Genomic DNA, 23555 nt, shown 5'->3' with positions numbered 1-23555 from the left:
AGACTCTTATTCCCTGCCTTTCCCGAAAAAATGGCAGCGAACTCCGCACTCGACCCTTCCTCCCTCTGGTCTCGGGAAAACCCCGCACGCCCCCCGCCCCTCATCGCTCCCACACCCTCCGTACGACATACAGGGCGGCGAAGAGGATCACGACGCCGACGGCAGCGACGATCCGGTAGTCGAACCCTGCGTCTCCGTCGACCCTCGTCCCAGCATCCCAGTCGGCCGCGAAGACGCGGGCGAAGTACGCCGCCGCGTCGGGGTGCTCGACGATCACGCCGGCCTCGCGGTTGAAGTCCGGGGAGTTGTCATTCCAGTTGATTGAGGAGACGAGCACGCTCCTGTCGTCCACGACCACCCCCTTTGTGTGGACCTTCTCCAGGTTCGCCGCCGCAAGGTCGACGCAGCGCGCCTCGATCGGGAGGCCCTCACTCCGGGCAAACTCGTTGATCCAGGCCGCCATCTCGTCGTTGTCCGTCTCCCCTTCCACATTGAACCACGCGGAGTCCAGGAGCACCTGCACGGAGACGCCGCGGCGCGAGGCATTGATCGCCTCGGCCAGGTACCGGTTCGGCCCTCCCGCGGTGCTGTTCGTGATATAGGCCTGCTCGATGAGGACACGTATCCGGGCCCCCGCGATCATCTGCCGCACGAGGTCGCTCGTCTCCGGCGCGATCACCGGCGTCACCCTGGCGCCGTGCACGGTCTCCGGCGAGAACCGCACCTCATAGTTTCCGCCGCCCGTTGCCGTGACGCTCCCGCCCTGCGGGGCCGGCACGACGTCGCCGCCCGTGCTGTCGACGCGGTAGACCTCTGCGAAGTAGCCCGCGACCCCGGTGTCCTGCACCCACGCCCCCCAGCCGCGGTTCCCCCTCTTTCCGACCTCGGGGATGCCGCTCTCCTTGAAGTTCTCCGACATGACAAGGACATCCGTCCCGTCGACCACCATGTACTTCGCGTGGTCGAAGCGGTAGCGGGCATGGACGTCTCCCGCCGTCTCCATCATCATCACCGGAACACCATGGCCGGCGAGCATCCGGGCGACGCCCTTCCCCTCGGGGCTGATACCTCCGACAGGCCCCCCCTCGACGAGGACAGAGACATCGACCCCCCGGTCCGCGGCGTCGGCGAGCATCTCCGCAATGCCCGGGTGGGTGAACTCGTAAACATTCACATCGATGCTCTCCCGCGCCGTGGCGACCGCGTCGGAGAGCACCTCGTACGAGCAGTCGGGAGAGACGAAGAGAGTCACCGTGACATTCTCGAAAGTCTGCGGGGCGAAGTCCGACTGGCCGATGAAGAAGGGCCGGGGGTCCCATCTGCCGTCCACAAGAGTATGGACCTGCCCCTGCCGCGGCACCACGTCGCCCGGCCACGCGACTTCCTGGACCGCCGCCCCGCCGACAAGGAGGGTGAGACTGTCCTTCTGGTTCGCGAGCCTGAAGTCCCCTCTCCTGTGCATGTCGGGGACCGCCGCATCGGTGTCGACGACCTCGTAGTCGGGGAGACGGCCATGGGCCCTGACATACCCGGCCGCCTCCCGTGCGACGACGATACGGCCATCCATCGCACTCCCTTCAGGGAAACGGACACTCCCCTCGCCGTCGGTGATCTCGATGCCGTCCAGGCTCCCGGCCCCGTCGAGGACGACGTACTCGTCGGGCTCGCCGGACAGGTAGGGGTCGGGGCAGAACGCCACGATCTGGACCGCCCCCGCCGTCCCGGCGAGAAGAGCGAGGAGGAAGATGACGATGGCCGTCCGCATACTCTTCGTTCCTCCCCCCGGGTTTTTATAATCAGCCGGTCCACGCGGATCATGGACCTGCCAGTCGTCGTCAAGGTCGGGGGGAGCCTGACAGACCGCGCCGCCGCGGTGGTCGGGGAGGTGCTCGACGCCGGGGTGCCGGCCCTGATCGTGCCCGGCGGCGGGCAGTTCGCCGACGCCGTCCGGGCCCTCGCGCCGCCCGACACCCCGGCCCACTGGATGGCCGTCGCCGCCATGGAGGCCTACGGCTGGTACCTCTCCTCCTTCGGCATCCCGGTGACCGCCGACCTCGCCGTGCCCGAAGGCCCGGCGGTCTTCCTCCCCTATGCCGCCCTCAGGGCGCACGACCCCCTCCCGCACTCCTGGGCCGTCACCTCGGACACCATCGCCGCCTGGGCCGCCCGGCAGACCGGGGCCTCCCTTGTCCTGGTCAAGTCGGTGGACGCCCTGACGCGCGGCGGCGTCCCGGTCGCCGCAGTCCGCGAGCCCTTCCCCTGCGACGAGGTCGACCCCCTCCTCCTCCCGTACCTCTTCGCCCACCGTATTCCCGCACGGATCGTGAACGGCCGGGTCGAAGGGCGCCTCCTCCGACTCCTCGAAGGTGAGAGCGTGCCCTGTACCCGCGTCTATACGAGCATTTAATTGCACATAAGATGCAAAGATCACTAACTCTTAATTGGGGTTTATCTATGGCTATGGAAAAATGCACGTCATGCAACGCACCCCTCGCCGAACGTGGTGCGACCAGGTTTAACTGTCCCGGCTGTGGGAACGAGATCAGGCGCTGTGCCCAGTGCAGGGAACAGAGCATCGCCTACACCTGCGAAAAATGCGGGTACCAGGGGCCATAACCATGGGAAAAGTCGCCGTCATTCTGAAACTCATGCCTGAATCAGCCGAAATTGCGGTTGAAGACCTCAAGACGGCCATCAAGGCCACAGTTCCGGGCATTGACGACGTCAGGGAAGAACCGATCGGTTTCGGGCTCTTCGCTCTCAAGGTCGCCGCCATCATCGAGGATGAAGAAGGCGCCACCGACGCTCTGGAGTCGAAACTCGCCGCTGTCGAAGGCATTGCAAGCGCCGAGATCACCGACGTCAATCGGATGATCTGATCTCGTCCATTTTTTCCAGGACCTGTTGCGTGATCCCGCGGATCTTCTCGACCGAGGCGCGGAACGCGGCCAGTTCGTTCTCCTCGATCCGGATCGCCACAGGGAATACACCCTCGCGGTTGACCCGTGCCGGTACGCCGATGCAGGTGTTCCCGACATTGTGGACCTCGCTTTTAATGTAACAGGAGACCGTCAGGATCCTGTTCTCGTTTGCAAGGACCGTCTGGATCAGGGTTGCGATGGCGTCGCCCGGCCCATAGACCGTTGCCCCGCTGTTTTTGATGATGAAACTGCCGCTGCTCTTGACCCTGTTCACCATATCCTCCATCGGGAGACTGGAAAACGCCGGCAGGTTCGAGATCCTGATGCCGCCGATCGTCGTCGCGGACCAGAGCGGGACCATGCTCTCGCCGTGCTCGCCGATGATGCGTGTGTGGACCTCGCTCACATGGACGTGGAAGTGGTCGGCGATCAGTGCCTTCAGCCGCATCGAGTCCAGGTGAGTACCCAGGCCGAAGACCTGTCTCGGGTCCATCCTCGAGTACCGGAGAAAGACCGCGGTCATCACGTCGACCGGGTTCGTGATCATGAGGACGGTCGCTTCAGGAGCGTGGCTGCCGACCTCTTCGGCGATCGGGGCGATGATCCGGGCGTTCCCGAGGGCAAGGTCGATGCGGTCCTGTCCTTCCTGGCGCGGCACCCCTGCCGTGACCACGACGACGTCTGAGTCGGCATAGTCCTCGGGGCGTGTGCTCCAGGTAAAGGCCGTCCCTATCCCGCGTGCGGCGCACGAGTCCGTGAGATCATGACAGAGCCCTGCAAGAGACTGTTCCCTGCCAGGCCGCCCCATGAGAAGCACCTCATCGACGTGAGGGATACCTGAGATAGAATGAGAAGCAAAAGAGCCAAGCCTTCCCGTGGCTCCGACAACAGTGACTTTTGACATGGAGATCAGTCAATTGGGGACGGGTCCTCGGTCGACAATGCGTGCCTGCTCTTGTCCTGGCACTCCTTCTCCACCCCGCACCCCCATGGGCGCCGCACGTCCACGGTAAGTCTGCTCCCTTCCGGGCCTGAACCGGTCTCCGCGGTACGAGGTCTTTGCCCCCTACAGGGCATCGAGTCCTCTCCGTCGACCTCATGGGACAAGGTTTCTCAGTCGGAACACACAGGGCGCCAGCAGATCGCCAGAGCCTTCCTCGGACTTCGCCCTCCGCATACCGGCGATTTCGGATCACAGGTGACGCCGAGCCACCCAGGCTAGTCCCCATATGTACTATGGTTCACGGGATAAATGCCTTCCCTCCCCCCGCGCCGCGCCACGCGGAGAGTACTCGCCCGCAGGCGTCAGGGTCCTCCTTTCCGAAGATGTCAAGGGCTGCAAGGGTACGTTCGGGCCTCTTTAGCAGGGGAGGAAGGCGGGCGAGGTCGCCGTGGTAGACGAGGAGGTGCTGGTCGCCCCATGCCTCGGCGATGAGGACGGGTTCGTCCCTCACCTCGGGCATTTCGTCTCTCTCTGCATGAATGGCGACCTCGTCGACGAGGAGGGCGCCCCTGTTTGCCCGGATATTGACCGCGGTCCAGAAGGCGGCCGGGCCGTGGGCGTCGCAGAAGACCACCTCGGGCACGCCGGCAAGGGCCGCGGCAAGGCCGAGCGTCCCCGCGCCGGAGCAGGCATCGACGAAGGTATGGGGAGCGTGCCTGCCGACCTCCCTCTCGACCGCCCTGATCTTCGGGTTGACCGGGCGGGGGAACTCGATGTGCGTCCGGGAAAGTTCCTTGTACACGACGACCTCGCCGATGGAGGTGGGGAAGATATTCGCCTGGACGTCGCAGCCCGCGAGGATCTCGTGGGCGGCCGTTCCGCCCCTGTCGAGGCCGGGAACCGCCGCGCCTGTCCGCACCACGCCCCGCACCTCGGGCACCTCGCGGACGATCCTCTCCGCCGCCCTGCGGTCGGGATGGGGGGAGAGCAGGACAAGGGACCTGGCCGGGAGGAAGGGCGGTGCGGCGAGGGCGAAGGCCGGGTGGACGACCGGCGTCCCTGCGGCTCGCAGGGGCTCGGTGCCGGCGATCGCCCCCTCCTCCCGGAGGACGAGGTAGATGGCGGCGAAGACATCGTCGATAAAACGCCGCCCGCAGGAACAGGGCGCGGCCGGTTCATAGTTCTGCGGCAGGGGGGCCGCCTTGTCGAGCGGCGCGGCCCTGCACTCTCCGCAGGGGGAAAAAACGGCGGGCACGGTCCCGACGACCTCCGCCGCGTCCCTGACGCACTCCCCCCCGCAGACCGGACACTGCATGGACGTGCGTGGGGTGCGGCGACATATAGTGTTTTACCCGGCCCCCCGCAGAAATTATAAATGACATGAGTGGCATTCCCCCTCCTCTCTCCGGAGGGAGAACACCCGATGTTGTCACGCTATGTCATTTTTACCATATTGCTCGTGCTGGTGGCGGTGATCGTCGCCGGGTGCAGCCCGGCAGAGACCCCGCCCGCAGCAGATATCCGCGCCGCCGTCGATGCCACCCCGGGAACCCAGGCCGATGCCGATCTCTCCGGTGCAATTGTCCACACGCAGGCCTACGCCTTCTTCCGGGACATCACCCGCCTGGTCAGCGGGTGAGGCGGGGTACGCCTGCTCACTGTGCCGGAATTGCGACCTTTTTCTTCTCCTCCTTGTCCGCGGCCTCGACCGCCGCAGCAAGGTCTGCCCCGGCGAGCAGCAGGGCCTCGGGTGTCACCATCCCCTGCGCGAGCACGAAGCCGCCGGCATCGCGCAGCGCCTGCTTGAGCCCGATCGCCCAGGTGTGCTCGATAAGCATCACGGCTGCGGCGCTGTCCGCCGGAATGGCGTCGGCGATCGTGGTGAGGTCGTCCGCGGCGATGCCGAAGTCGTACTCCGCCACCCGCTCCGCACCCGCCTCCGCGCCGGCACGCGCCCCCTCTTTCCCGGCGGCCCCGAACCCGATCAGGGCTCCCACAACGGCGCCGAAGCGCAGTCTCTCCTCCTCGGTGAGATCGGTCGCCTGAAACTCGGTGACTTTGCCGCTGGCGTCCTTCCAGACAAAGAGCAGGTCGATCAGCCTCATCGTACCTTTTTCGCGCAGGGACCTCAGTTCCTTGAGGACCTTTCCGTGGAACTCAGGTTCGTCGAAGCCGATCACGACCATCTGCATCGGTCCGTACATCACGTTTGCCATCTCTCTTCCTCCATCATTCCTTCCCTGTGCCGGGAAGGGGCGACCTGTGTCATGACAGCACACTATAAAAATATGGTGATTATTGTGGTGTGGCGTCCTTACCGGATTGTGCGGCTCATGCGGCCTCAGGGCGTGCACTTCAATTCGGTAAAGAGGTTCTGCCATGCCTGCCTGAAGGCGACGCGCTGTTCCGTGACCGATGACAGACCCTCCCCCAGGGTGGCACTTTCAGGAACGCTCCTGACTGCGTTGTCCAGGTTGGTGTACGCCGTCTCGAGTTCGGTCACCCGCGCCGATTTCAGGTCTTTCGCCGATGACCTGACACTTTCCATCGCTGTTGTGACCTCGGCCTCGGCCGCTCGCAGGTCCCCGACCGTCGAGTCCCTGTTGATCGCCTCGACCTTCTTTAATGCCTGGTCCAGGTCTGCCAGACTCTGGCAGAGTTGTGCCTCGGCCTGCTGACTCGTGGGCTGCTGGGTACACCCGGCGACGGCGATGACCGCCAGCAGGGCGATGCCGATACAGATCCCGATTGTCTCTTTTTTCATCTTCTCCCTCCGGACCGGACTGAAGGCGGATGTGCCTGCCCGGTCTCTGACCGCCAAGTATACCGAATCAAATATATATCTTCGTGCATCGTCATCGCCTCTCCCCGGTGCAGTGTTCCCTCTGTTATCACCACCCTATGGAGGGATTTATCTCCTGATGGCCGCCGGGACGAGGAGATCGAGGGGTCCGGCGATGATATATATGGGGAAGATCTTCTCCGGGTACCGCCCGGGGCGGGCGGTCTGGAGATGATTGTTGTCATGGCACGAAACCGACCATTTGGTATTACTGTCCTCGCGTTCCTGGCCGTTCTTGCGGCAATCCAGGCCGTGGTCTATACCTTGCAGATGCTGCACCTTCTCCCGGTCACCCTGGGGCCGGTGCGTTTCTTCACCTTCGACCTTCTCGGGGCGATCCTCTGGGGCATGCTTGCGCTCATCTATCTCTGGGTCTTTCGGATGCTCTGGAACCTCGACCCGCAGGGATGGGTCTTTGTCGTCCTCCTCTCGATCCTGAACCTTGTCCTGGCACTCCTTTCGGTCCTTGGTGCCTCCACCTGGGAGGCGATGGCGCCTGCACTCCTGATCAACGGTATCATCCTCATCTACTGCCTGATGCCCGGCACGAAAGATGCGTTCGGAGTACCCGGATAGGGAAAAAAGGGGTGGTCTCCCCGGCCTACTGCCGGGCGAGGGCCATCCTGATCTCGACCTCGTGGTCATCGATCCTCTCCCCGCTGACCAGCACCTACCGGCCCATCGTCCCGGGCGGGTATTCGATCAGTTTCTCGTTCCTCTCCATATCCCTCCAGGATAGGGGGGATACCCGGAGCGGGGAGTACGAGATCTATATCCTCCTCTCTCACCCTGCCGCACGCAGGCGGAAGGAGAAGACCATCGCGCTCACCCCACCGATGATCGCCAGGATCCCGAGGAGCAGCACCAGGGATGCGACGGTGAAAAAGGGGTTTGCGAGCAGGACAATGCCGAGCATCATGCTGAGGACGCCGAGGAGTGCCGGCGCCCACCCGCCGCCGGTCATGCCCTGCACGAGGGCCGCCGCCCCCATGACGATCCCCAGGATACCGATGAGGATCGCCAGGAACGAAGAAACGATGGCCGTGCTGTACAGGGGATACGCCAGCACCACGATGCCGGCGATAATGCCGAGGAGGGCGAAGACGACCGTCCATATCCCGTGCTCCCCGCCGAAGAACATACCGACAAGAGCGACGATGCCCATGATCATCCAGTAGATCCCGAGGAAGGTGACCAGCACCACGAGAGTCTGCGCCGGCCATGCGAGCAGGACCAGCCCGAAGATGAGGGCGATGATGCCCTGGAGGAGGACAAGCCACCAGGGAATAGTTTCCTCCGCGACCACGATATCGGCACGGATCGTTTCACCGTTCATGATGACACCAGGGGTTAGGAAACCCTGTGCGATTATATTCCTTTCGTCCTCCCGCACCCCAACCTATATCTCCGGGCAGAGAGCCATGGGGAAACACCAGGGACCTGGAGGAGTTTCTCTCCTTCCTGTCCGGGGCCCGCGCCATGAATCCCGACCATCTCTTCACCTTGCTCAGGCAGACGTCAAAGGTCATACTGATCGTCGTTGTCTTCGCCCTGCTCCTCCCCCTCCTTCTCGGCTTCGCCCTCTCCGTCCCGCCGGGCGTGGTGCTCGGCCTGATCTCCTCCACTCTCCTCCTCCAGGCGAACGCCGTCTTCGTCGGTGTTGCGATGGGCCTCCGCCCGGCCATGATCCTTGCGGTCATGACCCTCGTCGAGGTCGGCGCCGTGCTCGCGATCTTCGAGACCTGCGACACCTTCGCGATACAGTCGGCGCGGGTCCGGGCCATGCTTGAAAAAACCGAAAAAAAGATGCAGACAATGAAATATCTCTCAAAATATGGCGTCTATACTCTCCTCTTCCTCCCGGTATTCCCCATCATCGGGCTGTACTCGAGCGTCGTCATTGCATGGATTCTCCAGTGGGACCGTCACCTCTCTCTCCTTTTCATCACCCTCGGCTGGATCGGGATCTGCCTGGTCCTCATGCTCATGAAGATCGGTGTCCTTAAAATCGTCTTTTGATGAGCGGTGGACGAAAAATAGTGGGGTTCTCGGGCCACTCTCACATCGCCGGTGCCGCGACCTTCTCCTTCTCCGCCGGAGCCTCCTCGCCGAAGGCCTCCTTCAGTTTTGCCTCGTTCTCCGCGGTCATGGACGTCCTGATAACCGTGCCCTTGAACTCCGCCATCTCCGTGAGGAACTTATCCGGCGTCACCTCCTTGATCAGCATGAAGACCGCCGAGTTGCCGGGCTTCACTGTCTCGGAAACGTCCTTGATGAATTTGTCGTCGATGCCGTAGTCTGCAAAGTGGCCGGCGATAGCCCCGGCGATCGCGCCGATCGCAAGCCCGAGGACCGGCACAAAAAAGATCAGCCCGATGAGCAGGCCCCAGAAACTCCCGCTCAGCGCACCTATCCCGGCAAGACTCGTCGACTGCTTGATGTCCGTCTTCCCGTCCTGGTGGCGGACCACCACGACCAGGTCTTCGAGCCCGACCAGATGCTCTTTGCTCATCCGTGCGAGTTTGTCCCTGACCTTAAACGCGGTTTTTTCGTCGTCAAATCCGACGACAACCAGATCACTCATGATTTGTCCCCCTCGTGTTATTTTCGTCAGCCCGGAAGATCCCGGACCGATACTCCGAATGGGACAGACGGTATAAAAACCCCGTGATCCCTCTGAAGCCCCCCTCTCTTCACCGCCTCCCGCAGGGACAGGGGTCGTTCCGCCCGGTCTTTGCCTCGCCGGTCGCCGGCAGGTTTTGCAAGCAGGTGGAAGGAGAACGGCTGCCTGGTCATTCCCGTCTCCCGCCCTCTCCTCAGGTGCGCCCGGCCCTTCTCTCTCGTGCGACCTGGCAGCGTACAAGGTCGCAGATCTCCCTGACGGCAAGGACGGAGAGGAGTATCGCGGCGATGAGCATGGCGACGACGAAGGCCCCGAGCGCCTGGTCGTCCGTGACTCCGAGCCCTGCCGCTGCCGCCTCGATCAGATACGGAAAATGGGGCACGAAGACGACGAGCGTGATCACGAGTACCAGGAGAACGGTAAAAATGGGAAATGGTTTCATATTCGGCCCTGTGCCTGATCAGGTCTTCTCCTCCTCCTCTGGTGTGGCCTCCTTTAGTTTTTCAACCCTCTTTGAAAAATCCACGGCCTTCTGCTCGATCTCGACCGAGAAGATCCGTCCTGCCTGGAAGAGGACGATGATCGCCCAGATGACCAGGAGGACCAGGACCACGCCGGCGAGCACGCCGAGTACCCCTGCGATCAGGGGCAGGAAGAAAAGGTACGCGAGGACGGCGAGGAGCACGTAGCCGATGAGCCTGAACCCTGTCTGGTATCTCTCCAGCTTTGCCTCGGAGACCTCCCCCTTCGAGAACGCGAGCGTCGCATACCCGGCGACGGCATTGGTGACGTCGATGATCTCCTTGAGGATGGCCAGGAAGACGATGATCAGGGCGACGATCACGATCGCCGATATCAGCGGCTGGAGCCCGATCAGGCCGAGAAATGTCGGGTCGCCGAGCGATCCTGCAAGAGGAATGAAGATATAGACGGCGAAAAGCCAGATCAGAAAGGCAATGACGATCTCAACGATGATCTTCGGAAGACTGTCTGCAATCTCCCGCCTGGATTCAGTATAAATTTCTTCACGGGTGACCATAGTACCACACGGCGACACATGATATATAAATCACGATTTATATCTGCCGGTCGCCGGTCGAGATCCGTGCAAATGCCTGATTTCTCCATTATTCAGGACTTTCCGTTTCCATCAGCCGTGCGAGCCAGCGTGTATCGTCCGATAATTCAAGCAGGGTTTTTGCGGCGAGGGTAAGAGGCACAGCAAGAAACATGCCCGGGATGCCGAGCACCCAGGTCCAGAAAAAGAGGGAGACGATGGTGATGGCAGGGGACAGACCCGGGACTTTTGCAGATTCGGGTGTGACGAAGCCCCTTTCTGCAAGGATAGTGATCGCGGCGATGCCGCCGACGACCGCGACCGCACCCGCCGTCCCGTACTCCAGCCATGCCATCCCGATAGGAGGGACGGCCGCGATCCAGATCCCGATGAACGGGATAAAGCAGAGGATGAAGATGAGCACGCCCCAGAGCAGGGGAAAATCGACCCCGATCAGAAGGAGGAAGAGACCTGTCCCGACCCCGGTGGCCAGGGCGGCCCGGCCCCTCGCGGTGAAGTGTCTGGCGATCACATCGGAGTACCGCCCGAACACCGACCCTTCCCCGGCCGCGGGGAGGAGGAAGGCGGTGATCACCAGGACCAGGAAAAATTCGGCGAGCAGGGTGGCGAGACCCGCAAGAACGCTCACAATAGAAGGGCGGAAGAGCGAATCTCCAGGGATGGCTGGAAAATCTCCTGCCGAGATCCCTGTCCCCGGGAAGAGTGACACGACTCGCTCGATCTGTACATCGATCATCTCCTGGTAGGCGGGCAGGGCCTCCCCCATCTGCACGAGGAAAGTGGAGAGCACCCAGAGAAGAAAAGCGCAGAAGAGGACGATCACTCCCATCACAGTGAGTATGGCTGCTCCCCGTGGCATCCCTTTTTTCATAAGCCTTATCTGGAGCGGCGCCGCGAGGACGGCGATGAGAAGTGCAAAGAGGACCGGGTTGAGCAGGTCTGCGCCGGCGTGCATGCCAGCGGCCACGATAACAAAGGCGGCCCCGCAGATGAGGACCATTCCCGCAGGGCTCCATATGACGCCGGCGCTCATCCGGTCTTCCCCCCGCGTGCCCGGTGCATGGCCGTCATGGACGTGAGCGCGATATTTATGCCTGTCGCGGATCTTCCAGCGCCCCGCCAATCTCGATGACGTCATCCGAGATGGCTGTCAGCCGTGCCAGAAGGGCAGGGTCGAGGCCTGACTCCATGGCGAGGAAGATGCCCGAGATCTCCAGGATCTTCAGCTTGCTCGCGAGATAGTGGATGAACTTCAGAAGATCCGCGGAGGAGATATAGATGAGCATCGCATTGACGGAATCGACGATGATGCATATCTTTTGCTCGCCCGGGTCTTTCAGGACTCCTGTTATGGCGATGGAGAGGCCGGTGAGGTCGTCGGGACGGTGGAGGAAGACGCTTCCGGGCATGTCCTCCGCGGCGTCGCCGCCGGCGTACTTCGTGACTGTGTCGATGAAGCGGACTGTGGTCATATCAATGCCGTTTTTCAGGTAATGTCCGGCAAGAGAGCGGGCTGGCTGGTTGACGGTGACGACGACGACGCGTACGCCTTCCCCCGTGACCTCCCTGACAACGGCCAGATTGCTCTCCCTGGCCGGGCGTGCAGGCGAGAGGACCAGGACGATCCGGGGATTGTCGGGCGTGATGTCGAGGGCGCTCACACCTCTCTCCTACCTCCGCAAGAAATGACGGAATGCGTCGGGGATCTCTCGCCGCCCCTCGGCGATGGAAGCGTTGAGCTCGCGAAGGTTCTCGGCGATCTGGTCGGCCGCCGCGATCTGGACCCTGATCTGGGTGAGGATCTCCTCCTTCGGAACGGTTTCGTCCCTGATATCGTCGTGGATCGCCTCGAAATTCTCCCTGAGGAGGATGACCGGGTTTTTGAGTCTGAGTGCCGACTCGGTGATGTAGGCGAGCATCGCCTCTTCTGTCTCCTGCCGGCGGATCGCAGACCCTATGATACCTGCCGCAGCCTCGAGTGCGTCGATCTCGACCTCGGTCCAGCGCCTCTCCTCCCGCGTCTCGTCAAAGCCTATGAACCCCCACCACCGACCCCCGACATGTATCGGGACGATGACAAACGATTGAACCCCGAGCGCCTCCATGTTCCACCTTTCATCATTTTCGGCGGTCCTGATGTCGGAAAAGACGGTCTTTCCGTTCCTGAGGTCCGTCTCCCATGCCCCGACTCCGGCCTTCTGGTAGGAGAGCCCTCGACGCCTGGTGGTGGCGATCTCGCCTCCTCTCCCCTCTCTGGTCCATTCGTACCGGCCTGTCATGAGGGTCTCGCCGGTCTCCTGGTCTGTGGTGTTCTCGAAGAGGTAGACGCGGTGGACATTGGTTGCCGTGCAGAGTCCGCGGAGGGCCCCGGGGATCTCCTCCTCCCAGGTGCGCGTCGCGAGGAAACGGCCGGCCATGGTACTGATCGCCTCAAGAATTGCGTCCCGCCTGTGGAGAGCGTGGGTCACCTGTTTTTTTCCGGTGATGTCGAGAACCGAGACAATGAAGAGGTCACGGCCGGGGATAGTCCTGACCGTGACGGCGGCGTCGATAAAAGAACCGTCTTTCCGTTGCAGACGCATTTCCCTTATGGCTGGTGCCGTTCCGGTCACGGCAAGGGCCGGGAGGTCTCCACCCTCCGCGATCTGTGACCATGACATCGCCCCCTCGATCTCTGACCGCCCGTACCTCGTCATCCTGAAAAATCTGCGGTTTGCCCTGATGATTGTGGAGGAACGGTCGGCAATGACAAGTCCGTCGCCGGTGGCGTCGAAAACGGCCTCGTAGAGGTCGGCATCGAGGCATACGTCTCTTCCGTTCACAGAAATGAATGAGGAGTCCCTGTTATATAACTCCTGCTGTTTTTCCCTTTCTTTGTGCGTGTACGGGTCAGGAAATCCCTCCCTGTCCCCGCAACACGTATCAGATCAGTTCTCGAAATTGTACGGGTATTTCATGCAGCAACGGACATACGCGTATATCGCCGCTGTTGTCAACACCTTTTTTATCGGCCTGAGTTTCCTCTTCGTCAAGGAATCTCTGGGGCTGCAGAGCCCTTCACGACTCTTGCCTTCCGCTTTGCCCTTTCTTTTGCTTTTATGCTGGTGCTGCTTGCGGCAGGCGTCATCGCGGTTCGCATCAGGGCAGATGCGATCCGGGACCTCCTGGTCCTCTCTCTCTCATCCAGCCTGTCCTCTTTTTCTCCCTTCAGGCTTTCGGGCTGCTCTCCATATCGTCGTCAGAGGCCGGGATCATCTCCGCCTTCGTACCCGTCTTCGTGGACGTCCTCGGTCTCCTGCTGCTGGGGGAACACGTGAATGCGAAACAGTTCCTCGCCTTCTTCATCTCGATCGCCGGGATCGTGTGCCTCTTCTCTATGGGCGGGAACAACGGAGGCGGCACCAGCTGGACGGGGATGGTCCTGACCCTGCTCTCTGCTCTTACGACATCCCTGTACATCGTCCTCGGGCGGAGGCTCACCCGTATACTCTCGACCCTGTCAGCCTCACCTTCAGGATGGTGCTCTGCGGGTGTGTCGCGTTTGTGGCGGCGGCCATCGTGTGCGAGGGTCTGGACGCAGGCGGAGCGGCCCTGTTGCTCGGGGACCCGGGTTTCATGATGGACCTCCTCTATCTCGGCCTCTTTACCTCTGTCGGGACGTCTTTTCTCGCAATGTACAGCCCGAAGGACCTGGAGGCGGCGAAGGTGGGGATCATCCAGAACCTCTCTGTCGTCGTCTCTATCCTTGCAGGCGTGCTGGTACTCCATGAGGCGTTCCTCTCCAACCATGCGGTCGGGAGTCTCCTGATCATTGCCGGGGTGGTGCTCGCGAACGTCTGGGCCGACCCGGAGATGAAGTCGTAATTGTCGGGGATGTCTTCATATCCTGCCGAAAATGGCTCTGTAGAAACCCTTGCGGGAAAGTACTTCCTGAAGTGATAGGGGAAAAAAATCCTGTTCAGAAGTGCCTGGTCCAGGGGGGCTGCCGCCCCCCATACCCCCTGCCATTACGATAGGGGCAGGGATGGCCTCCTCCTCCAGGACTCCGACCTTTTCTTCCCGGGACCAATCCTCGCGCGGGGGTCCGGGGGCAAAAATCCCCCGGCGAACGGGAAGGCAGAGGACCGGCACGCACTATCAACCGATGGAGGAGGATTTCTACAAAGCCCCGAAAATATTCTATTCCACTTTTTTCCCGGACCCGCCGATACTCTCATATGGGATCGGGCCCCCGGAGGGCATGACAGACCCCGGGCCGGTATGCCTGTCCCGGGGAGGATGGACCGACCATGACGACAAAAGCGGACTTCACCACTGCAGAATGGGGCCGCCTCCTGCAGGCGCCTGTCGCCGCGGGTTTCTCCGTGATGCTCGCCGATCCCGACTTCACCGGCATTCTCCGGGAGTTGAAGGCCCTGTCCCGGGCCTTCGACAGACTCGACGTCCCGCCGGAAGCGAAGGAACTGGTCGGGTCGCTGGTCGCCGACCTCAGGGAGATGTCGGAGAGGAAAGAGCACCTTCCCGGCAGCGAGGACTTTACCGAGGGGAGGCCCGAAGAGATCAGGGCGCGGATCCTGGAGGGCCTCCGCGGCATCGGCCCCATCCTGGCGGCAAGGACGACGCCCGGCGAGGCAGCGGGGTTCAGGAAGTGGCTCCTTGGCATCGGTCATGCCGTCGCCGAGGCGAGCAGGGAAGGCGGTTTCCTCGGCATTGGCGGCGCCCGCGTCAGCGAGAAGGAGAAGGCGGCCCTCCGGGAACTTGCAGAGGTGCTTGAGGTGTCGCTCCCCGCGGCAGCGTGAGAGCCGCGGCTCCTGTCATTGCTCTTTTCAGAAAATGGAATGGGCCCGGAGGGATTCGAACCCACGGCCACCCGGTTATGAGCCGGGCGCTCCACCACTAAGCTACGGGCCCGCGTGCACGGGTTCTTCTCGGGATGCCCCCTGTATCGGGGAATGCCTCCCGTGTAGTATATCAGTCACCCCCAGACCATATTAAATCTGCGTGCGTTCTCCCTGACGTTTCGATCAGGCACGATTTCTCCGTCCCCTCTCTCTTCCGGTATGCTCTGATCGCCGCACGTCCCCGATCTTGCCCCGACCACAGGTTTCATGTATTGTGCGCATATGAGTACTATTGCCTGCAAGGGTATGGTGAACGACATGCCAGGATATGATGGAACAGGGCCGCGGGGATGCGGCCAGATGACAGGGGGTCGCCGCGGTCCGTGCATGACGGCACGCCCGGCCCCGGTGGAGTCCGGAGATGCGACCGCACCGGAGCAGAACAACGTTCTTTACGGCCTTGGAAGAGGCGGCATCCCGTGCGGGTGCGGCAGAGGCCACGGCAACGGCATGAGAGGTCGCCGTCCCGGCAGGTGGTGAAAAGATGAAACTTGCGATTGCACTCGATGGAGACTTCGTGTCCGGCCATTTCGGCCACTGCGAAGCCTATGCACTTTTTGATGTAAACGAAGGGTCTGCATCCCGGCTTCCCGACCTTGCGAACCCCGGACACGAGCCCGGTTTCCTCCCCAGTTATCTTGCCGAACACGGCGTCAATACCGTGGTCGCCGGCGGGATGGGGCCACGGGCCGTCGACCTCTTCTGCCAGAACGGGATCGAGGTCTTCCTCGGGGCCTCCGGTCCGGTCGAGGAAGTCGCCGCAGCCTATGCCGCCGGAAAACTCGCACCAGGGGAAAGTTCCTGCACCCACGGCGCCGAAGAGCACGAAAACTGCGATGGGGGATGTCATTGATCGTCTGCATCACGGCAGACGGCCCTGATTCGGGCGCCCAGGTCCAGCCGCGTTTTGGCAGGGCCCCGTACTTCGTCTTTGCCGACACGGAGAAAGGAACATTTGAGGCGGTGAAAAACCCGTTCGCAGATGCGCAGGGCGGCGTCGGTCCGCGTGCGGTCCAGACCGTCCTCGACCACGGCGCCACCGCCCTCGTCACCGGGCAGGTCGGCGGCAACGCAGCGAGCGCCATTCAGGCATCAGGTATCAGGGCCTGCGCCTTCAAGGGACAGGGCACCGTCTCCGCAGCGCTCGCGGCCTTCCTCGCCGGTGAACTCCCGTCCCTCCTCTGACCCGACCGCCATGAAGATCGTCGTTGCGAGCGGAAAAGGTGGCACCGGGAAGACGATGGTAGCCGCAAACCTCGGCTATGTCCTCTCTCGCGACCGGGAGGTCGCCCTCGTCGACTGCGACGTGGAGGAACCGAACCTCCACCTCTTTTTCCCGGCGGAGACTGTCGACGAGGCGGTGACAGCCGAGAACCCGGTCTTCGACCCGGCCCTCTGCACACAGTGCGGTGCATGCGGGAAATTCTGCCGGTACGGCGCGATCACCGTCCTCCGCGACCGCGTCCTCTTCTTTGCGGAACTCTGTCACTCCTGCGGCGGGTGCCGGATCGTCTGCCCGGAAGGTGCCGTCACCGAAACCGGACGGGCGATCGGAAAAGTCAGCACGGCACACCCCCTGCCCGGCCTCACCCTCGTCTCCGGCTTCCTGAACGAAGGAGAAGTTCAGGCACCCGGTGTCGTGCGTGCGGCGCGTGCGGCCGCCGGGGAGCACCCCCTGATCATCCAGGACGCCTCCCCCGGTGTCGCCTGTGCGGTGATAGAGACGATCACAGGCTGCGATCTCTGCATCCTGGTGACGGAATCGACGCCATCAGGGCTCCATGACCTCGCCCTTGCCGTCGAGGCCGTGAGGATGCTCTCCATACCGGCCGGCGTCGTGATCAACAGGAGCGATGGTCGGGACGAGGTGGCAACCGCCTTCTGCCGTGAGCACGACCTCCCCGTTCTCATGACCATCCCCTTTGGCCGCGAGATCGCTGCGGTCCAGAACAGGGGCGGCCTCGTCGCCCGTGACCTGCCGGGTTTCACGGAAAAGTTCTCCGCCCTGTACGCCGACGCCGTGCGCCTCTGCGGGGTGAAAGAATGATCCGGATCGCGGTCGTGAGCGGGAAAGGAGGGACAGGGAAGACGATGGTCGCCGCCGCCCTCACCGACCTCCTCACGGTACCGAAGGTGCTCGCCGACTGCGACGTCGACGCGGCCAACCTCGAACTCTTCCTGGACCCGAGGCCCCTCGACGAGGAACCTTTCATGGGACTGGAGAGGGCGTCGATCGATCCCGCCGTCTGCACCGCCTGCGGCGCCTGCGCCTCTGCCTGCCGTTTCGATGCGATCACCTGTGAGGAGGACAGCTGCGCCGTCGACCCCCTGAGGTGCGAGGGGTGCGGCGTCTGCACCCTCGTCTGCCCTGCCGGTGCGGTGCAGATGACACCTTTCAGGGCCGGGACGATCTATCGCTCCGAGACCGGGGCCGGGAAACTCGCTCATGCACGTCTCTCGCCCGGCGCCGGGAACTCGGGGCTCCTCGTCCACGCAGTGCGGCAGAAGGCCGAGGAGATGGCAGGGGAGAGCCGCGTCCTCCTTGCCGACGGCCCGCCAGGCATCGGCTGCCCCCTCATCTCTACGATCAGCGGCATGAACGCCGTCCTCGCCGTTACCGAACCCGGCCTCTCGGCCCTCCATGACCTGAAGAGACTGGTCACGGTCTGCAGGGGCTTCTCTCTCCGGATATTTGTGGTAATCAACAAATTCGACCTTGAGCCCTCGGTCTGCCGGCAGGTCGAGGACTTCTGCCGCGAGGAAGGGCTGCCCGTGATCGGGCACATCCCCTTCGACCCGGCCGTCCTCGCGGCCGTGCGTGCGGGCAGGCCCGTCACTCGCACCCCGTCGCCCGCGTCGGAGGCCCTATATCAGATGGCCGAGCACCTCTCTTGCGAGCTGACGATCGATGGATGACGAGATACAGGGCAGGTGCTGCGGCCGCCGCGGACGGCCGCGGTCTCCCCGGTTGATCCCCGAGGGAACGGCCTTCCGCTGCTTCGGCCCCCTCTGTGAGAGGTCGGGGGAGATCGTTCTCCTCCTCCCCGAGGAGGTGGAGGCCCTCAGACTCACCGATCTGGAAGGGCTTGAGCAGGGGGAGGCGGCCGAAAGACTCGGCATCTCCCGGAAGACCCTCTGGCGCGACCTCCACGAGGCACGCCGGAAGGTGGCCGACGCCCTGGTCAACGGGAAAGGGATCAGGATCGCCGGATGCAGGAGAAAGGGGGCAGAATGTCCCCGCAGTTTCTGTGACAATCCTGAAGAGTGATTTTTCTTTTTTTTAGCCAGGTGGATGATGTGAGCCCATTTAGTTCTCAAAAATGTAAACAAAAAGAAGTTACGCCGCCAACAGGACTCGAACCTGTGACATGCTGGTTAACAGCCAGCCACTCTACCAACTGAGTTATGGCGGCAATGCACTATTGTGCCTTACAATCTTTCTTGCCGCTCCTATTAAACCTTACGGGAGGGGTCGTTCCGCATACCCTCCAGAAGGGCGATCATGCCGTCGATCTCCTGGTCGAGATCGGCGAGGTCCTCGCGGGCGCGCTCGGTGACAGTCGCCCCCGCGGGAGAGGCCCTGATATAGCCCATCCCCTCCAGGACGCGCAGAGAATACCGCACCCGGTGGTACGGCAGGCCGAGCACCTCGGCAAGTTTCATGATCCCGATGGGCTGGTGTGCGGCGACGACCCGCAGGACCTCGAGGTGGCGGCCGAGGAGCTCGATCTCACTCTTCAGTTTTTTGAGCATCTTTCTCCTCCTTCCTGGAGGGACCGGCATGCACGTCAAGCCAGGCCTTTGTCCTGTAGTAGTCCTTCCTGAAGTACCAGATCAGGGGGAGGTCGACGAGGATGAGCACCGCTGCAACCGCCGGGCCGGTTGGCGGGGGCAGTTTGAAGAAGAGGCCTATGGCGAGAGCGACGAGGATGATGATGATGTTCAGGACTATCGTCAGTTTCCAGAACCTCCATTTGAAGACCTGCTTATCGGCGTCCTCCATCGATCGTACTTGTGCGTGCTTGTTGAAGTAGTTTTCATGCGTCCATGGGGGAAAATTCGGTGCACCCGATATCAGGGGATGCGTTTTCGGGAGTTCCCGGATCTTTCGTGGCGATCTCCGAGAGCGCGGAGAATGAAATCCGATAAAGTGCCGTTCAATTCTTTGGTCGTGCTATTTTTTTTGTCAGCCATCCGGTCTCCAGAGTGAGGGGGACTGCAGGTTCTTTTGCCGTTCATACTCTCACCTGTCTGCCGGTGGATGGAGACACCGATGGACAAACCAGATCGGTGTGTACGCTATTCGGTCGCCATATCGCGCGTGTGGGGGGCATGAATGTCACTTATAGTTTATGTTATATATACGTTTGTCTCCGTCGAACGACTGGCAAACGAGGTGGAAATCGGCATGGATAATACCTATCTCTTGAGACAATGAAGATTGGTCATTCAATGACCACTGATCAGGCTGACTACCGCGTGGGCATCCGGATTCCCGGAGAGTTGAAGGAATGGATATCCCATGAAGCAAAAAATCGTGGTTTTTATAATGATTCGGAATTTGTACGGTCTCTGTTATACCAGGAGATGACGAGGTCTAAGGTCCTCGAAACGATTGACGATCGGATCGCAGGGTATCTCCGCGGCCCTGAAGGACAGGCGGTGATCCGGGACGCTCTGCGATCCGAGTTCAGGGGTGAGGGTCTGCGTACATTGATCCGGGCCGGTGTGGAGGATGTCCTCCAGGACTATGTCGTAGAAAATGAATAATTCACACCCTTCTCCGAAAGATGGTATGGAAATTTCACCATCCATGCTTTTTTTGTGTGCAAAGAAGCGTAATTTCTTGTAATCATCCATCCATAGATACACAGTACTGCCGGGCCGATGGCCCGGACCAGGATGATTGCATGGAAAGCCTTGACAATGCTCTCGCTGCGGCGGACTGTGCGGCCTATGTCCTCTACGCCTCCTCGGACGACGCCGACTTCCGCTACCTCACCCGTTTCCAGGTCTCCGACCCCCTCCTGTACGTGAAGCGGAAAGGTGAGCGTGGGCTCCTCGTCGTGCCCCAGATGGAGTATGAGCGGGCGGCGACCGAGTCGTCTGCCGCGCCCATTACCCGTGCCGGGGCAGGCTTCCTGAAATATCTCGACGAGGAGAAGGATGCCTGGAAAGCGCTCGCGCGCACCGCCGCATCCCTCGCCGGGGGGAAGGTCCTCGTCCCCCGCACCTTTCCGTATGGGCTTGGCCGCCTCCTGGAGGAGTACGCCGGCGTCGAAATCGACGGTGCCGGGGCCGTCAGCGCGATGCGTGCCGTCAAGACCTCGAAGGAACTCGCCGCCATCCGGGCGGCGCAGAGAGCGACCGAAGAGGCGATGGACCTCGGCATCTCGATGATCCGCCGGTCGACTGCACAGAACGGTGTCCTGCACCTCGACGGCGCCCCCCTCACGTCGGGGCGGGTCAGGACCGCGATGCACCTCTTCCTGATGGAAAGGGGCTACACCGCGAAGGAGACGATCGTCTCCTGCGGAAAGGAAACGGCCATGCCCCACAGGCAGGGCGACGGCCCCCTCATCGAGGACGAACCCGTCGTCATCGACCTCTTCCCGCGGGACGACGCCACAGGCTACTATGCCGACATGACCCGAACAGTCGTGAAGGGCGAACCCTCCCCCGAGATTGCGGAGATGTACGACACCGTCGCCGCGGCCCAGGCGCTCGGCGTCTCCCTCATCGCCGCGGGCGTGCGGGGTGCCGCCGTCCACAACGCCGTCGTCGCATTCTTCACAGAACGGGGCTATGAGAGCGATACAAAGGGCTTTGTCCACTCCCTGGGCCACGGCGTCGGACTTGAGATCCACGAGGGCCCCTCTCTCTCCCCCTCAGGCGGTCCCCTCGAAGCCGGCAATGTCGTCACCGTCGAGCCCGGCCTCTATTATCCGGGCATCGGCGGGATACGTATCGAGGACATGGGTGCCGTCACCACAGAGGGCTTTGACCGCTTCACCAACTATCCAAGGAACCTGATCGTATGACTGACGAAGAAATGGAACTCTACCTGGAAGCAGGAAAAATCGCACAGAAGATACTGAACGAAGGGGCGGGCATGGTGAAAGTCGGCGCACCCGTCCTCGACGTCGTCGAGACGGTAGAAGGAATGATCCTGGACGCGGGTGCCGAGATCGCGTTCCCCCTCAACCTCTCCCGGAACGAGGACGCCGCCCACGACACCGCCTCGGCCGGCGACGAAAGGATCTTTGCCACGGGCGACCTGGTCAAACTCGACCTCGGCGTCGCCCTCGAGGGCAGGATCGCCGACACCGCCCTCTCGGTCGACCTCGGCGGCCACGAGGCCCTGGTCGCCGCGTCGCGGGCCGCCCTCGACCGGGCGATCGCCCTGGTCCGTCCCGGCGTCACCACCGGTGAGATCGGCGCCGCAGTCCAGGCCGAGATCGAAGGTCGGGGCTTCCTGCCTGTTGCAAACCTCACCGGCCACGGCCTTGCTCCGTACTCCATTCACACCGACCCGACGATCCCGAATGTCGGCATCGTCGGCGGTGCCGTCCTCGAAGAAGGGATGGCCATAGCGATCGAGCCCTTCGCCACCACCGGCAGCGGCCGCGTCTGCGATCGGTCCAGGATCGAGATCTACCAGCAGCTTGCCGTAAAGCCGACCCGCCTCCCCTCGGCAAAGCGCATCCTCGAACAGGTCCGTGACCGCCGCGGCATGCCGTTTTCTCGCCGCTGGCTCCCCCAGGACAAAATCGAGATCGCCCTTTCGGCACTGGTCCGGAGCGGCGTGGTCTACGGCTACCCCGTCCTCCACGACGTCCCGGGCTCCTTCGTTTCGCAGGCAGAGCACACCCTCATCGTCACGGCAGACGGCTGCGTCGTGACGACCAGGTGAGATAGTATTATCGGACCACATCCACTATAGGAAATGTTACATCCATGTCGTGCGCAGAGAGCAGAGACGATGTCATCCGGCTGATGGAATATCTCCTGACGGCTGAGGTGTATAACAAGAACCCCCAGCTGGACATGGAAGACCTCCCTCCCCAGTGCCGGTCCCTCTTCCTCCCCTCCCCGGAAGCGGCTGAGATCAAGCGTCCTCTCGTCATCACAGAGGCCCTCCTCAAGAGGGCACCCGGGACGACCGATGAGGCGGTCAAAAAACTTCTCAAAAATCCCTTCGTCGATTTTGACACCCTCAACCTCCATTATCATATCACCGACCTCAAGGCCGGGGCCGAATGGTTCGCCGGTCATGGCGGAAAGGAGCAGGTGGCGAAGAACCCGGCGCTCGCCTTCTATATAGGAAACTTCGATTCCCTCAACCTCAGGTACGAGGACGTGCGGGCGAAAAACCCCCGTTTCTCCGATTCCCGCCTCTCCCTTGACCGGCGGGTTGCACAATTGACCGATAAAGACGAGCATTTCAAAGAAGCGCTGGAACTCGTCATCGTCAGCGCCCCCGAAGAGATCGAGCAGCAGATGGACGGTATCGTCTGCACCGGCGCGCAGAAGGAGGTGATCGCCAGGATAGGAACGGTGATCGAGAACCGCGACTTCCTCCGCGCCCACAACATCTCCGAGGTCGGCAAACTCCTCTTCGTCGGACCGCCCGGCACGGGCAAGACCTCCCTCGCCCTTGCCATCTGCCACGAACTCCACATGCCGGTGCTCGAAGTCCGCCTCTCCATGGTCACCTCCCAGTACCTCGGCGAGACCTCGAAGAATATCGACAGAATTTTCGAGATTGCAAAGAGTCTCTCCCCCTGCATCCTCTTCATCGACGAGTTCGACTTTGTCGCGAAGAGTCGGGTCTCCGACGACCACGGGGCGATGAAGCGGGCCGTCAACATGCTCCTGAAAAACATCGACAAGATCAGTCTGGTCAAAAATGGCGTGGTCATGATCGGGGCGACGAACCACCCGCAACTCCTTGACCAGGCGGCGTGGCGGCGTTTCGATGAGGTTGTCGAGTTCTCTCTCCCTGACCAGGCGATGCGGGCGGCGATCCTGGCGACTTTCGCCCGCTCCCTCGACTGCGACTGCGACCTTGCCGGTGTCGCGGCGCGGACAGAAGGCTTTTCCGGCGCCGACCTGAAGATGATGCTGAAGGAGGCAGTGCTGAACGCCCTGATGGATAAGCGGCGGACGATCTCCCAGAATGATCTCGAGTGCGGCCTCCTGACGGTGGAGAACCGCAACCTGATCCGGAACTGTTCGTGGGGATAG

At 62.1% G+C, this 23555-nt stretch carries 32 protein-coding genes, 2 tRNA genes, 1 other RNA gene and 1 pseudogene; 19 read left to right on the top strand and 17 right to left on the bottom strand.

Translation table 11 applies throughout. The annotated features are described in order from the left end of the window. Positions 1 to 100: 100 nt before the first annotated feature. Positions 101 to 1765 (bottom strand): phospholipase D-like domain-containing protein, encoded by a 1665-nt coding sequence (locus tag MEFOE_RS01125; RefSeq protein WP_067047090.1) that lies wholly within the window; start codon positions 1763 to 1765, stop codon positions 101 to 103. A gap of 51 nt (positions 1766 to 1816) precedes the next feature. On the opposite strand from MEFOE_RS01125, the gene MEFOE_RS01120 reads away from it, so the two are divergent. Genes MEFOE_RS01120 through MEFOE_RS01110 form a run of 3 tightly spaced genes read left to right on the top strand, consistent with a single transcriptional unit; the run spans position 1817 to position 2879 of the window. After that, positions 1817 to 2407, top strand: coding sequence for an amino acid kinase family protein (locus MEFOE_RS01120; RefSeq protein ID WP_067047087.1), 591 nt, complete (start codon positions 1817 to 1819; stop codon positions 2405 to 2407). 11 nt (positions 2408 to 2418) lie between these two features. Then, the gene (locus MEFOE_RS01115; protein ID WP_394326505.1) at positions 2419 to 2616 is read left to right on the top strand and encodes a zinc finger domain-containing protein; all 198 of its coding nucleotides are present in this window, start codon (positions 2419 to 2421) and stop codon (positions 2614 to 2616) included. A gap of 2 nt (positions 2617 to 2618) precedes the next feature. Next, a complete protein-coding gene (locus MEFOE_RS01110) occupies positions 2619 to 2879 on the top strand; it encodes an elongation factor 1-beta (RefSeq protein ID WP_067047080.1) in 261 nt (86 codons plus the stop codon). Here the strand turns inward: MEFOE_RS01110 and MEFOE_RS01105 are convergent. The 3 genes from MEFOE_RS01105 to MEFOE_RS01095 form a co-directional block, all read right to left on the bottom strand. After that, complete coding sequence (locus MEFOE_RS01105; RefSeq protein ID WP_067047077.1) at positions 2863 to 3825, bottom strand: malate dehydrogenase; 963 nt, start codon at positions 3823 to 3825, stop codon at positions 2863 to 2865. The two genes, MEFOE_RS01110 and MEFOE_RS01105, sit on opposite strands and share 17 nt — an antisense overlap. A gap of 13 nt (positions 3826 to 3838) precedes the next feature. Beyond that, positions 3839 to 4150: signal recognition particle sRNA (ffs, locus tag MEFOE_RS01100), an RNA gene on the bottom strand. Between the two features lie 12 nt (positions 4151 to 4162). Then, complete coding sequence (locus MEFOE_RS01095; RefSeq protein WP_067047074.1) at positions 4163 to 5179, bottom strand: hypothetical protein; 1017 nt, start codon at positions 5177 to 5179, stop codon at positions 4163 to 4165. A gap of 108 nt (positions 5180 to 5287) precedes the next feature. On the opposite strand from MEFOE_RS01095, the gene MEFOE_RS01090 reads away from it, so the two are divergent. Next, on the top strand, positions 5288 to 5503 hold the full coding sequence (locus MEFOE_RS01090; RefSeq protein WP_153015822.1) for a hypothetical protein: 216 nt from the start codon (positions 5288 to 5290) through the stop codon (positions 5501 to 5503). Between the two features lie 16 nt (positions 5504 to 5519). Here the strand turns inward: MEFOE_RS01090 and MEFOE_RS01085 are convergent, their stop codons facing one another. After that, positions 5520 to 6080 (bottom strand): DUF1269 domain-containing protein, encoded by a 561-nt coding sequence (locus MEFOE_RS01085; RefSeq protein WP_067047068.1) that lies wholly within the window; start codon positions 6078 to 6080, stop codon positions 5520 to 5522. Between the two features lie 125 nt (positions 6081 to 6205). Further along, positions 6206 to 6628, bottom strand: coding sequence for a hypothetical protein (locus MEFOE_RS01080; RefSeq protein ID WP_153015821.1), 423 nt, complete (start codon positions 6626 to 6628; stop codon positions 6206 to 6208). A gap of 249 nt (positions 6629 to 6877) precedes the next feature. On the opposite strand from MEFOE_RS01080, the gene MEFOE_RS01075 reads away from it, so the two are divergent. Beyond that, entirely contained in the window at positions 6878 to 7282 is a 405-nt protein-coding gene (locus MEFOE_RS01075) for a hypothetical protein (protein ID WP_067047061.1), read from the top strand. 208 nt (positions 7283 to 7490) lie between these two features. Here MEFOE_RS01075 and MEFOE_RS01070 read toward each other — a convergent pair whose 3' ends face one another. After that, positions 7491 to 8042, bottom strand: coding sequence for an HdeD family acid-resistance protein (locus MEFOE_RS01070; RefSeq protein WP_067047058.1), 552 nt, complete (start codon positions 8040 to 8042; stop codon positions 7491 to 7493). 143 nt (positions 8043 to 8185) lie between these two features. Between MEFOE_RS01070 and MEFOE_RS01065 the strand changes: the two genes are divergently transcribed. Then, positions 8186 to 8725 carry a small multi-drug export protein gene (locus tag MEFOE_RS01065; RefSeq protein WP_067047054.1) on the top strand — a complete coding sequence of 180 codons (540 nt, stop codon included), beginning with the start codon at positions 8186 to 8188 and terminating at the stop codon, positions 8723 to 8725. 40 nt (positions 8726 to 8765) lie between these two features. Here MEFOE_RS01065 and MEFOE_RS01060 read toward each other — a convergent pair whose 3' ends face one another. The 6 genes from MEFOE_RS01060 to MEFOE_RS01035 form a co-directional block, all read right to left on the bottom strand. Next, the gene (locus MEFOE_RS01060) at positions 8766 to 9290 is read right to left on the bottom strand and encodes a DUF1269 domain-containing protein (protein WP_067047051.1); all 525 of its coding nucleotides are present in this window, start codon (positions 9288 to 9290) and stop codon (positions 8766 to 8768) included. A 232-nt stretch (positions 9291 to 9522) separates the two neighbouring features. Next, entirely contained in the window at positions 9523 to 9771 is a 249-nt protein-coding gene (locus MEFOE_RS01055; protein WP_153015820.1) for a hypothetical protein, read from the bottom strand. An 18-nt stretch (positions 9772 to 9789) separates the two neighbouring features. Further along, a complete protein-coding gene (locus MEFOE_RS01050) occupies positions 9790 to 10368 on the bottom strand; it encodes a hypothetical protein (protein ID WP_067047045.1) in 579 nt (192 codons plus the stop codon). Between the two features lie 88 nt (positions 10369 to 10456). Beyond that, on the bottom strand, positions 10457 to 11440 hold the full coding sequence (locus MEFOE_RS01045) for an AI-2E family transporter (protein ID WP_160329463.1): 984 nt from the start codon (positions 11438 to 11440) through the stop codon (positions 10457 to 10459). Positions 11441 to 11495: 55 nt separating this feature from the next. Continuing rightward, entirely contained in the window at positions 11496 to 12068 is a 573-nt protein-coding gene (locus MEFOE_RS01040; RefSeq protein ID WP_067047040.1) for a DUF7504 family protein, read from the bottom strand. 9 nt (positions 12069 to 12077) lie between these two features. Next, a complete protein-coding gene (locus MEFOE_RS01035; protein WP_067047037.1) occupies positions 12078 to 13229 on the bottom strand; it encodes a GAF domain-containing protein in 1152 nt (383 codons plus the stop codon). Positions 13230 to 13588: 359 nt separating this feature from the next. Between MEFOE_RS01035 and MEFOE_RS14730 the strand changes: the two are divergent. From MEFOE_RS14730 to MEFOE_RS01020, 3 genes and pseudogenes are all read left to right on the top strand, one after another. After that, positions 13589 to 13720, top strand: a pseudogene (locus MEFOE_RS14730) (hypothetical protein); the annotation flags it as partial. Between the two features lie 50 nt (positions 13721 to 13770). Further along, a complete protein-coding gene (locus MEFOE_RS01025; protein ID WP_394326504.1) occupies positions 13771 to 14271 on the top strand; it encodes an EamA family transporter in 501 nt (166 codons plus the stop codon). A 425-nt stretch (positions 14272 to 14696) separates the two neighbouring features. Next, entirely contained in the window at positions 14697 to 15206 is a 510-nt protein-coding gene (locus tag MEFOE_RS01020; RefSeq protein WP_067047028.1) for a hypothetical protein, read from the top strand. Between the two features lie 40 nt (positions 15207 to 15246). Here the strand turns inward: MEFOE_RS01020 and MEFOE_RS01015 are convergent. Further along, positions 15247 to 15318: transfer RNA gene (locus tag MEFOE_RS01015), tRNA-Ile, on the bottom strand. 212 nt (positions 15319 to 15530) lie between these two features. Here MEFOE_RS01015 and MEFOE_RS13195 point away from each other — a divergent pair. From MEFOE_RS13195 to MEFOE_RS00990, 6 genes are read left to right on the top strand one after another with little or no spacing between them, the layout of a single operon-like run. Then, positions 15531 to 15788, top strand: coding sequence for a DUF5320 domain-containing protein (locus MEFOE_RS13195; RefSeq protein ID WP_235809528.1), 258 nt, complete (start codon positions 15531 to 15533; stop codon positions 15786 to 15788). A 4-nt stretch (positions 15789 to 15792) separates the two neighbouring features. After that, on the top strand, positions 15793 to 16161 hold the full coding sequence (locus MEFOE_RS01010) for a NifB/NifX family molybdenum-iron cluster-binding protein (protein WP_067047025.1): 369 nt from the start codon (positions 15793 to 15795) through the stop codon (positions 16159 to 16161). Next, positions 16152 to 16493: a NifB/NifX family molybdenum-iron cluster-binding protein gene (locus MEFOE_RS01005; RefSeq protein ID WP_235809527.1), complete on the top strand. Its 342-nt coding sequence runs from the start codon at positions 16152 to 16154 to the stop codon at positions 16491 to 16493. The genes MEFOE_RS01010 and MEFOE_RS01005 overlap by 10 nt, the downstream gene beginning before the upstream one ends. Before the next feature lie 10 nt (positions 16494 to 16503). Beyond that, positions 16504 to 17355, top strand: a complete 852-nt coding sequence (locus MEFOE_RS01000) for a nucleotide-binding protein (protein ID WP_067047020.1) — start codon at positions 16504 to 16506, stop codon at positions 17353 to 17355. Continuing rightward, positions 17352 to 18224 (top strand): nucleotide-binding protein, encoded by an 873-nt coding sequence (locus MEFOE_RS00995; RefSeq protein ID WP_067047018.1) that lies wholly within the window; start codon positions 17352 to 17354, stop codon positions 18222 to 18224. Before MEFOE_RS01000 ends, MEFOE_RS00995 begins: the two co-directional genes overlap by 4 nt. Beyond that, a complete protein-coding gene (locus MEFOE_RS00990) occupies positions 18217 to 18576 on the top strand; it encodes a DUF134 domain-containing protein (protein ID WP_067047015.1) in 360 nt (119 codons plus the stop codon). The genes MEFOE_RS00995 and MEFOE_RS00990 overlap by 8 nt, the downstream gene beginning before the upstream one ends. A gap of 72 nt (positions 18577 to 18648) precedes the next feature. Here MEFOE_RS00990 and MEFOE_RS00985 read toward each other — a convergent pair. The 3 genes from MEFOE_RS00985 to MEFOE_RS00975 form a co-directional block, all read right to left on the bottom strand. Continuing rightward, positions 18649 to 18721 (bottom strand) — tRNA-Asn (locus MEFOE_RS00985). A gap of 40 nt (positions 18722 to 18761) precedes the next feature. Next, complete coding sequence (locus tag MEFOE_RS00980; protein WP_067047012.1) at positions 18762 to 19061, bottom strand: hypothetical protein; 300 nt, start codon at positions 19059 to 19061, stop codon at positions 18762 to 18764. Continuing rightward, positions 19039 to 19311, bottom strand: a complete 273-nt coding sequence (locus MEFOE_RS00975; RefSeq protein ID WP_067047009.1) for a hypothetical protein — start codon at positions 19309 to 19311, stop codon at positions 19039 to 19041. The genes MEFOE_RS00980 and MEFOE_RS00975 overlap by 23 nt, the downstream gene beginning before the upstream one ends. 584 nt (positions 19312 to 19895) lie before the next feature. On the opposite strand from MEFOE_RS00975, the gene MEFOE_RS13565 reads away from it, so the two are divergent. From MEFOE_RS13565 to MEFOE_RS00955, 4 genes are all read left to right on the top strand, one after another. Further along, positions 19896 to 20078, top strand: a complete 183-nt coding sequence (locus MEFOE_RS13565) for a hypothetical protein (RefSeq protein WP_153015819.1) — start codon at positions 19896 to 19898, stop codon at positions 20076 to 20078. Positions 20079 to 20218: 140 nt separating this feature from the next. After that, on the top strand, positions 20219 to 21349 hold the full coding sequence (locus MEFOE_RS00965; RefSeq protein WP_067047003.1) for a M24 family metallopeptidase: 1131 nt from the start codon (positions 20219 to 20221) through the stop codon (positions 21347 to 21349). Next, on the top strand, positions 21346 to 22221 hold the full coding sequence (gene map, locus MEFOE_RS00960) for a type II methionyl aminopeptidase (RefSeq protein WP_067047000.1): 876 nt from the start codon (positions 21346 to 21348) through the stop codon (positions 22219 to 22221). The genes MEFOE_RS00965 and map overlap by 4 nt, the downstream gene beginning before the upstream one ends. 44 nt (positions 22222 to 22265) lie before the next feature. Then, positions 22266 to 23555 carry an ATP-binding protein gene (locus tag MEFOE_RS00955; RefSeq protein ID WP_067046996.1) on the top strand — a complete coding sequence of 430 codons (1290 nt, stop codon included), beginning with the start codon at positions 22266 to 22268 and terminating at the stop codon, positions 23553 to 23555.

This window comes from Methanofollis ethanolicus, from assembly GCF_001571385.1.
GTDB lineage: Archaea > Halobacteriota > Methanomicrobia > Methanomicrobiales > Methanofollaceae > Methanofollis > Methanofollis ethanolicus.
This window is presented reverse-complemented; position numbering and strand designations above follow the sequence as displayed.